The sequence below is a fragment of the Cognatundibacterium rugosum genome, from assembly GCF_014284365.1.
Taxonomy (GTDB): Bacteria; Pseudomonadota; Gammaproteobacteria; order Burkholderiales; family Burkholderiaceae_D; genus Undibacterium; species Undibacterium rugosum.
The window spans coordinates 142,126-150,487 of sequence record NZ_JACOGG010000013.1 but is presented as its reverse complement, the minus strand read 5'-3'; the positions used below and the strand labels follow the sequence as shown (position 1 = coordinate 150,487).

General features: G+C 49.4%; 10 protein-coding genes. 3 read left to right on the top strand and 7 right to left on the bottom strand.

Going from position 1 to position 8,362, the window contains the following annotated elements; all coding sequences use genetic code 11:
- The 3 genes from H8K47_RS13170 to H8K47_RS13160 all read left to right on the top strand — a co-directional run.
- A partial coding sequence (locus tag H8K47_RS13170; RefSeq protein ID WP_186881874.1) for an IS3 family transposase occupies positions 1 to 164 on the top strand: 164 nt, incomplete at its 5' end.
- Positions 165 to 372: 208 nt separating this feature from the next.
- Positions 373 to 2,292 carry an MASE3 domain-containing protein gene (locus tag H8K47_RS13165; protein WP_186881873.1) on the top strand — a complete coding sequence of 640 codons (1,920 nt, stop codon included), beginning with the start codon at positions 373 to 375 and terminating at the stop codon, positions 2,290 to 2,292.
- A gap of 23 nt (positions 2,293 to 2,315) precedes the next feature.
- Complete coding sequence (locus H8K47_RS13160; RefSeq protein WP_186881872.1) at positions 2,316 to 2,657, top strand: flagellar basal body protein; 342 nt, start codon at positions 2,316 to 2,318, stop codon at positions 2,655 to 2,657.
- A gap of 4 nt (positions 2,658 to 2,661) precedes the next feature.
- Here H8K47_RS13160 and H8K47_RS13155 read toward each other — a convergent pair whose 3' ends face one another.
- The 7 genes from H8K47_RS13155 to H8K47_RS13125 all read right to left on the bottom strand — a co-directional run bounded on the left by H8K47_RS13155 (position 2,662) and on the right by H8K47_RS13125 (position 8,345).
- A complete protein-coding gene (locus H8K47_RS13155) occupies positions 2,662 to 3,423 on the bottom strand; it encodes a sulfite exporter TauE/SafE family protein (RefSeq protein WP_186881871.1) in 762 nt (253 codons plus the stop codon).
- 2 nt (positions 3,424 to 3,425) lie between these two features.
- Positions 3,426 to 4,829, bottom strand: coding sequence for an oxygen-independent coproporphyrinogen III oxidase (gene hemN, locus H8K47_RS13150; protein ID WP_186881870.1), 1,404 nt, complete (start codon positions 4,827 to 4,829; stop codon positions 3,426 to 3,428).
- A 9-nt stretch (positions 4,830 to 4,838) separates the two neighbouring features.
- A complete protein-coding gene (locus tag H8K47_RS13145; protein ID WP_230405026.1) occupies positions 4,839 to 5,096 on the bottom strand; it encodes a hypothetical protein in 258 nt (85 codons plus the stop codon).
- Between the two features lie 60 nt (positions 5,097 to 5,156).
- A complete protein-coding gene (locus H8K47_RS13140) occupies positions 5,157 to 5,702 on the bottom strand; it encodes a FixH family protein (protein ID WP_186881869.1) in 546 nt (181 codons plus the stop codon).
- Between the two features lie 8 nt (positions 5,703 to 5,710).
- Entirely contained in the window at positions 5,711 to 7,123 is a 1,413-nt protein-coding gene (gene ccoG / locus H8K47_RS13135; protein ID WP_186881868.1) for a cytochrome c oxidase accessory protein CcoG, read from the bottom strand.
- A 95-nt stretch (positions 7,124 to 7,218) separates the two neighbouring features.
- Positions 7,219 to 8,196, bottom strand: a complete 978-nt coding sequence (gene ccoP, locus H8K47_RS13130) for a cytochrome-c oxidase, cbb3-type subunit III (protein WP_186881867.1) — start codon at positions 8,194 to 8,196, stop codon at positions 7,219 to 7,221.
- A gap of 2 nt (positions 8,197 to 8,198) precedes the next feature.
- A complete protein-coding gene (locus H8K47_RS13125; RefSeq protein ID WP_162018315.1) occupies positions 8,199 to 8,345 on the bottom strand; it encodes a cbb3-type cytochrome oxidase subunit 3 in 147 nt (48 codons plus the stop codon).
- Between the last annotated feature and the right edge of the window lie 17 nt (positions 8,346 to 8,362).

Sequence of the window (8,362 nt, the reverse complement as noted above, 5' to 3'; positions counted from 1 at the left end):
CTGTATTGAAGTCGGAATACTATTACCTGACCAAATTCAACAACGTCGAGGAGCTGGAGAAGGGATTGGCTGACTACATCCACTACTATAATCATGACCGTATAAAACTGAAATTAAAAGGGCTGAGCCCTGTTCAATACAGAAATCAGCCCTTGGCCATGTAACTATCAAGCTGTCCAACTAAATGGGGTCACTTCAAATCAGGGTGCTTTTTTATTATCCGGGAAATTACCGGGCGAGATAGTGACAAGTTAAAATATTGCTTTTAGCTTAAAACGCATCCCCATGCCCACCCCAGGAATACACCACCCAAATTTAAACAGGGCACGTCTGCTCGCATTATTACTCGTCTTCTTTTCCGTGGCTGGATGGATGAATCAGGCATATATTGCGCAGTTTATAGTCAGCAATCCGCTTCCGGTACACACCCTGCTGGAGACGGTCACTATCATTATTTTTACGTCGGTATTCATTGTTTGCTGGAATGCCTTTGGCAGCACCCGAAAGATCAGCAGTGTCATTCTGGCAGTCGCTTTTTTATGCACTGCGATACTCGGCTTTGCCCACGCGGTCAGCTTTATGGGCATGCCTGGCTTCGAAACTGCCATCGATATGCACAAGTCTTTCAGCGCCTGGCTGGCGAGCCGTGCTATCGTGGCAGCAACATTGCTGGGACTGGCTTTTGACCCGGAAGACGCAGATATTTCACAACACCAGTCGTATGCTATTTTAATCAGCGCCCTGACCGGTACCGCCCTCTGGGCTGGGCTAATTTTCTTTTTTCCACATCTGATACCACTGACCTACATTGAACATATGGGTCAAACCTGGTTCAAGGTTGCCTGCGAAGCAGGCTTAATCGGGGTCAATCTGGTCTCAGCCTATCTGTTTCATCAACATGCGAGCAAGCTGGAAACAAGTCACTCAGCCGAGCATTTGCATATCAACCGCCTGCCCTTATTTCTGGCGAGTCTGTTGTTGGCCACGTCTGAAGTCTACTTTTGCATTTATACCGAAACCAATGATCTCAATATCGTACTTGGTCATTTGATGCAATTAATGGCAGCTATCGCAATTTACCGCAGCATGGTAGCAGTCAATATTCATACTCCCTACGCCCAGCTGGCGGAAAGCAGCAAGCAGCTGGCATTGTCAGCAGACGAGTTACGCATCGAGCGCGAACGACTGAGCCGCATGATAGATACAGCGATCGATGGCATTATCACCGTCAATGAAGAACAAAAGATTATCCTGATCAATCCCGCTGCCGCCACCATTTTTGGCTACGAAGTCAGTCAGCTGGAAGGTTCCTCACTCGACCAGCTAATCCCTATGCGCCATCGCCATGCACATGGCGGCCATGTCAACAAGTTTGGGGAAACCGGCATCACACGCCGCAAAATGGGTACCCATTATGAAGATTTTTATGTCACAGGCTGCCGTGCCAATGGCGAAGAATTCCCGATAGAAGCATCCATTGCGCATCAGTTAGAGAACGGCAAGCGCTTTTACACGGTCATTTTCCGCGACATCACAGACCGTAAAATCGCTAAAGAAAAAATGGCCGCTTATCACGAAGAGCTCAGCCAGCTATCAGGTGTATTGCAATCTATCCGTGAAGAAGAACGTAAGCACATCGCCCGGGAACTGCATGATGACCTGGGACAGTTACTCGCCGCCCTGCGTATGGATCTCTCCTTGCTGCAGCGTGACAACCAGCTCACCAGCAGGAATGAATCCACACTACAAAGTATGGATCAGTTAATTCTGAGTGCCATTACCACCTTACGCCGCATTGCGACCGACCTGCGGCCACGCGCGCTGGACGAAGGCGGCCTGTATTTTGCTTTGCAAACCTTACAAAAAGAGTTTTCACAAAGACACCAGATCCACTGTGAATTAATTGCCGATGAGGAGCAACTGATACTGGATGATGCGCAAAGCACTGCGATCTTCAGAATCGTACAAGAGTCTTTAACCAACGTCGCCCGCCACGCACAGGCTCAGACCGTTCATATCGAATTTTCAGAAAGCGAGACCCACCTGAAATTTGATATCTGTGATGATGGCCGTGGCATAGGCGAAGAAGATATCCGCAAATCGCGTTCGTTTGGGCTGGTAGGTATGCGTGAACGTGTCAAAGCCATGCACGGCACGTTTACCATCCATGGCAATACCGGTGAGGGAACTTGCCTGAGTATAGAATTACCCCGTCAGCAACCAGGAGATCAAAAAAAGCAGCACATCAGTGATTTTCATACTATGCTGATTCAGCCGGATGTGAAACCCTGAATGACACAGAATTGGAAACGAATATGATCACCAATGCACTCAATAGTGGCCTGTCAGGCATGCGTGCAGCCCAGACTGCGCTGGATGTCTCTTCGCATAACATTGCCAATATGAATACGCAGGGCTTTAAGCCTCAACAAATCATACAGAGCGAAAACGGCACCGGCGGTGTCAGCACTGCAATCAGGGCGTCGGCGACTGAGTCTGCTGAGACTGCCAACACATCAGAAATAGCCGCAAGCGGCACCGATGCGGCGACTGAAGTGGTGAATAGTCTGCAGTTTCGCGCCACTTTCGATTTAAATGCAAAGATGGTTAAGACCGCCGACGAATTGCTGGGTACGCTGGTGAACACCAAGGCCTGAAAACTCAGGCTGGAAGTACACATAAAAAATCCGGCATGCTTTTCATGTCTGCAAACCAGATTCCCAACAGTCCTGTCAATATCAATACAGCCGCGCCTGAATACCTGAGCCAGGCCCCCAGGTCAGCGCGGCGCGCAAACCGTGCCAATCCCTCGGCCACCAACAAATGCGGCAAAGCAGCGACGCCAAACACCAGCATCAACACGGCACCAGACCAGGCGCTGCCAGAAAATAAGGCAAACGGGGCAACGCTATATAACAGACCACAAGGCAGACAACCCCACATCAATCCTTTTACATAGGGGTGCGCACGGGGAGTGGACAATAACGGTATCAATGAGAAAAATTTCTGCTGCCATACAGCGATCCATGCTGTCAGATTTCGCCCAGGCAGCGCAAAGCCCAGCAATTTCAAGCCAAGCAAAATCAGTGCGGCGTTCCCAATCATGAACAGTATCTGATGCTGCAAGGCCGACGGACGTACCATCATTCCTGCAGCCCCCATGCCGCCAAACACGGCACCGACCAACATATAAACAGAAATACGCCCTGCATGCAGCCAGGCCCTGCGCATGCGTGACGGATTTTTGTGTGAGGCGGCGGCAGGTGCTGCGGTGGCGACAGCCGGATGGATAGGGATAAGCCTTGCATCGTTGGTGGCTGGCTGGTTCAACATCACTGTGATCCCGCCACACATACCGATGCAATGCACGCCACCCGCCAATCCCGCTGTCAGGGCCGCAAGGAAGAGTGGCAAAGTCAGCATACTCAGATCAGCTTGGAATATTTTGCCGTCGTTTGCTCGGATAAAAACTGGTCGAAGATCATGGCAAATGCACGCACAAAAAAACGTCCTTTTGGCAAGACTCTCACGTCATCCTGATCAAACGCCAGCAAACCGGATTCTTCATAAGTGCGCAGCATGCGTAATTCTTGTGCAAAGTGCACCTTAAAATCGAGTTGAAAGCGCTCGCTGAGTTGTGCGTAATTCAGGCCATTGCTGCACATCAGATCCATGATAATTTCACGACGCTGCACATCTTCATCCACCAGATGTATGCCCTTCTCCACCGGCAGTACACCTTCATCCAGCGCCTGATAATACTCATCCAGCGTTCTCAAATTCTGTACATAAGACTGCCCCAGCTTGCCAATAGAAGACAATCCCAGTGCAATCAGATCACAGTCCGAGCGGGTGGTATAACCCTGAAAATTACGGTGCAGGCTGCCATCGGCCATCGCACGCGCCAAGCCATCGTCAGGTTTTGCGAAATGATCGAGTCCGATATAGACATAACCAGCCTCGATCAGGCGACGCAATGACATCAGGAAAATTTGCAGGCGCTGTTCTGCACTGGGCAAATCGGCTTCAGCAATGCGACGTTGTGGTTTAAAACGGGTCGGCAAATGCGCATAGTTGTACAGTGCGATGCGATCCGGCGCCAGTTCTATCACCTGATCCAGCGTACGGGTAAAGCTGTCCAGATTTTGTTTCGGCAAGCCGTAAATCAGATCAAAATTGATCGAGGAAAATCCAAATTCGCGACTCTCACGGATAGTCCGTTCCACCATCGCAAAGTCCTGTATCCGGTGCACCGCTTTCTGTACATCGGCATCAAAATCCTGCACACCCAGACTGGTGCGGTTAAAACCCAGTTGCTGCAATAAAGCCAGGGTTTCCGTGTCGACGGTACGTGGATCGATTTCTATCGAAATTTCTGCATCCACAGAAAAATCAAAATGCGCTCGCAGCATTGCCATCAATTGCCGCAATTCGTCATGACTCAGGAAAGTAGGAGTACCGCCTCCCAGATGCAGCTGACTGACGGTCTCGCGTACAGGCAAATGCTGCAACACCAGCTTGAGCTCCTTTTCCAGATAAGCCAGATAACGTGCTGAACGTGAGCGATCCTTGGTAATCACTTTATTGCAGGCGCAGTAGTAGCATAGCGATGCACAAAACGGGATGTGAATGTACAACGACAGAGGCGCTTTCTGCTGCGCTGAAGCACGCTGTTGCAGATACTGGACATAGGATTGCGCTGTAAAACCGGTATGAAAACGGTCAGCGGTCGGATAAGACGTGTAACGGGGTCCGAGCGTATCAAAGCGGCGGATCAGCGTCTCCGGGATATCTAATGCCGTCGACGCCGCAGGAACTGAAGTGATCATATTTTTCTGTTAGTGTGCTTTTTGCACGAGTAAGGCAGTCAGTCCGCTCGACAATATGCCCAGCAACCAGAATGCAAAAAAGCCGACTGTATAGACGCCCGTCAAATGCATTTGCAGACGCTCATCCAATACAATCAGCTCCATCGGGTCGACAAGACTAAATACCAGACCGGTCGCAGCGCAAGCCATCAGAAACGCAGGCCAGAGTACGATCATTAACATGGGCCTGAGCAGGACTTTTCTTGGTGCAGAAACAGCGTATTCCATTCTTGTCTCCCCTTTAGTGATTATCTAACTCCAAGTCAAGAAATCTCAAGGAAGCGCTATTTATTTTGATGCATTTAGCTGCGCAGCCTTTTGTTCTGGCTCAAACCAATCGCCGGTCAGTCGCCAGTCTGTTGTTTCCAGCTTGATATGGAACAATTTAACAGAACTGTCTGAAATATTCGAGGTTTGTTTTAACTCGCCTTCGTATACACCAGGTGCGACCCGAATTAAAGGAATACGGTGCACGATCTCTGTTACTTTGGTTGCCTGGGGTGAGGCATTAGCTAAACTCATTTGTATTTGTTGAGGCAGATCACCGGAACCTGAGACTTCAACCCGAATCAGATGTTGGCTGGCATGCAGACTCAGATTGGCAGAAAGGCGCAGCTCACGTGCCTTAGCATCACGCTGTATGTCCTTATTAATCATCAGGCCTTGTTTGTAGTAGTCTTCAGCAACCACTTTGTCGGCACCACTAAAGGCGACATAGCCAGTAAATAAGCTGGCGACAACCACAGTTAAGGGGCCACCCACGACTAACAATAACCACGGTTCTTTGTACCAGCTGTCACTCTGACGTTTCTGGGGTTTTAATACGGATTCCATAACAACCTCTATCTCGGGACGATAAAAACAGCTTTTTCTGTCACGTTGACTTCTGGCTTATCCAGATCTTTGACGACAAAGCGGATACGGTTTGAACCAGTCGGCAATACATTGGCAGGCACGCGCACTCTGACCGGAAACGCCTTCGTTGTGGCTGACTTCACATTAATGTCCGCGTTATTGACGATACTCGCACCATTTACGCCCTGAATCGCTATGCTAAAACGGCGCGGCGATTCCTGGGTATTCATAACCTGCAAGCGATACACATTTTCGATTTCACCCGTTTCCGTCACACGCGGCATACCACGGTCACGTATCACATCCACTTTTAAAGGCATGTGGTAATACAGCGACGCTGCGCTGGCCAAAATAATCAGGCCGAGGATACCGCTGTATATCAAGGTTCGGAGACGGAAAACGCGCTTCCACATGGCCGCCCGGTCCAGCTTACGTGTTACCGCATGCTCGGTGGTATAGCGAATCAGCCCACGCTCATAGCCCATTTTGTCCATTACCTGATCACAGCCGTCTGCACACAGGCCGCAGGCGATGCACTCATATTGCAAGCCATTGCGGATATCTATCCCAGTCGGACAAACCTGTACGCAAATACCACAATCGACGCAGGCGCCCAGGCCTTGCGCTTTGTAATCCACCTTTTTATTGCGGGAACCACGCGGGTCACCACGCTGGGTATCATAGGTGACGATCAGTGTATCTTTATCGAACATCGCACTCTGAAAGCGCGCATAAGGACACATGTATTTGCACACCTGCTCGCGCATCCAGCCTGCGTTACCGTAAGTAGCAAAACCATAAAACAGCAACCAGAAAGTTTCCCACGGTCCCAGCGTCAAATTCGCAACCGAAAAGGACAACTCACGAATAGGCGTGAAATAACCAACGAAGGTAAAGCCAGTCCATAAAGCGATGACCAGCCAGATAAAATGCTTAATAAACTTCAGAGAGAACTTTTTACCGGTAAGTGGTCCGGCATCCAGCTTAAGACGCGCATTGCGGTCCCCCTCAACTTTGTGCTCCACCCACAAAAATATCGCGGTGTACACGGTCTGCGGGCAGGCGTAACCACAAAACAGGCGACCCGCCACGGCAGTAAACAAGAAAAGCGATAAGGCAGAAATCACGAGCAAGACTGCCAGATAAATAAAATCCTGAGGCCAGAACACAAAGCCAAAAATATAAAACTTCCTGGCGACCAGATCAAATAAAACAGCCTGACGCTCATTCCAATTGAGCCAGGCTGTGCCGTAAAACAAAATCTGTGTCAATGCAACCAAGGTCCACCGCCAGGAGGCAAACCATCCCTTTTGAAAGCGCGGGTATATTTTTTTTCTTTCCTCGAACAATGCAAGTTCGGTTTCTTCAATCGGTATGGGGACGATGGGTATATGCTTCATTGCGAATTCTTCTTTGGGTGAGAGCACTCCCGTATTACAAACCGGGAGTGCTCCTGTTGCCTATGCCGGACTTACTACGACAATTACTACGGCAATTACTTTACTTCAGCGATCTGTTTGATCGCATTGGCATCGGCATCAGATACCTGTGCGCCGCCTTTGTTAGACAAACTCCAGACATAGGCTGCGAGCAAATGGATTTTGCCTTCAGTCAGTATGGTTTTATGCGCTGGCATCTGATTATTGCGACCTTTATTAATGGTTTCCATAATCGTTTCTATGCTACCGCCATACAACCAGGTTTTATCCGTCAGATTCGGTGCACCCAATGCCTGGTTACCTTTACCGTCTGCACCATGACAGGCGGCGCAGGCGGCAAACTTAGACTTACCTAAGGCTGCTTTGATAGGATCGTGCGCCGAATTCGATAAGCTCAGTACGTAGTTAGCGACATTGCGCACATCATCATCCGTACCCACTGCTGCACCCATAGGAGGCATCTGACCATGACGACCTTCTGTAATAGTGGTTTTGATGACTTGCGGATCTCCACCATACAGCCAGTCGTTATCCGTCAGATTCGGATAGCCCTTACCACCCTGCGCATCAGAGCCATGGCATTGTGCGCAAGTGTTCAGGAAGAGACGCTGACCAATTTCTATCGCCTGCGGATCTTTTGCCACATCTTTCAGGTCCATCGCCAGATACTTATTGAAGATACGGCCATACAGCGCTTCGCCTTCCTTCATCTCTTTCTCATAGGCGCCGACCTGACTCCAGCCAAAAGAACCCTGATTACCGCCAAAGCCAGGATAGACCACCAGATAGCCAATACTGAATACGATGGTCAGATAGAACAACCATTTCCACCATTGTGGCAGAGGATTATTCTGCTCCATTAAGTCACCATCCCAAACGTGACCAGTGGTTTCTGCTGGCAAAGGTTTGCCGTCAGCACCAAGTTTCACCTTCACTTTGGATTGAGACCACAGCAATAAAATACAGGCAACAAAGCTGATGGCGACAACGATGGCTATGCCTATGCCCCACCATTCATTTACAAAATCTGCCATGACTATTTTCCATTCTCATTATCAATTGGCAAGCGAGCCAGTTTTTCAAAGCGCTCCTTATTACCAGAGCTGAATGCCCAGTAGACGATGCCCAAAAATACAAACAGGCTGATCACCGTTACGACACTGCTCAATATGGTGAAATTCATGTTTTTTCCTTCCCAAA

Coding starts and splice junctions, on each gene's coding strand:
- ccoP (WP_186881867.1), bottom strand. CDS start 8,196: ATGGCAGATTTTGTAAATGAATGGTGGGGCATAGGCATAGCCATCGTT.
- H8K47_RS13145 (WP_230405026.1), bottom strand. CDS start 5,096: ATGGAATACGCTGTTTCTGCACCAAGAAAAGTCCTGCTCAGGCCCATG.
- H8K47_RS13165 (WP_186881873.1), top strand. CDS start 373: ATGAATCAGGCATATATTGCGCAGTTTATAGTCAGCAATCCGCTTCCG.
- ccoG (WP_186881868.1), bottom strand. CDS start 7,123: ATGAAGCATATACCCATCGTCCCCATACCGATTGAAGAAACCGAACTT.
- H8K47_RS13155 (WP_186881871.1), bottom strand. CDS start 3,423: ATGCTGACTTTGCCACTCTTCCTTGCGGCCCTGACAGCGGGATTGGCG.
- H8K47_RS13140 (WP_186881869.1), bottom strand. CDS start 5,702: ATGGAATCCGTATTAAAACCCCAGAAACGTCAGAGTGACAGCTGGTAC.
- H8K47_RS13125 (WP_162018315.1), bottom strand. CDS start 8,345: ATGAATTTCACCATATTGAGCAGTGTCGTAACGGTGATCAGCCTGTTT.
- H8K47_RS13160 (WP_186881872.1), top strand. CDS start 2,316: ATGATCACCAATGCACTCAATAGTGGCCTGTCAGGCATGCGTGCAGCC.
- hemN (WP_186881870.1), bottom strand. CDS start 4,829: ATGATCACTTCAGTTCCTGCGGCGTCGACGGCATTAGATATCCCGGAG.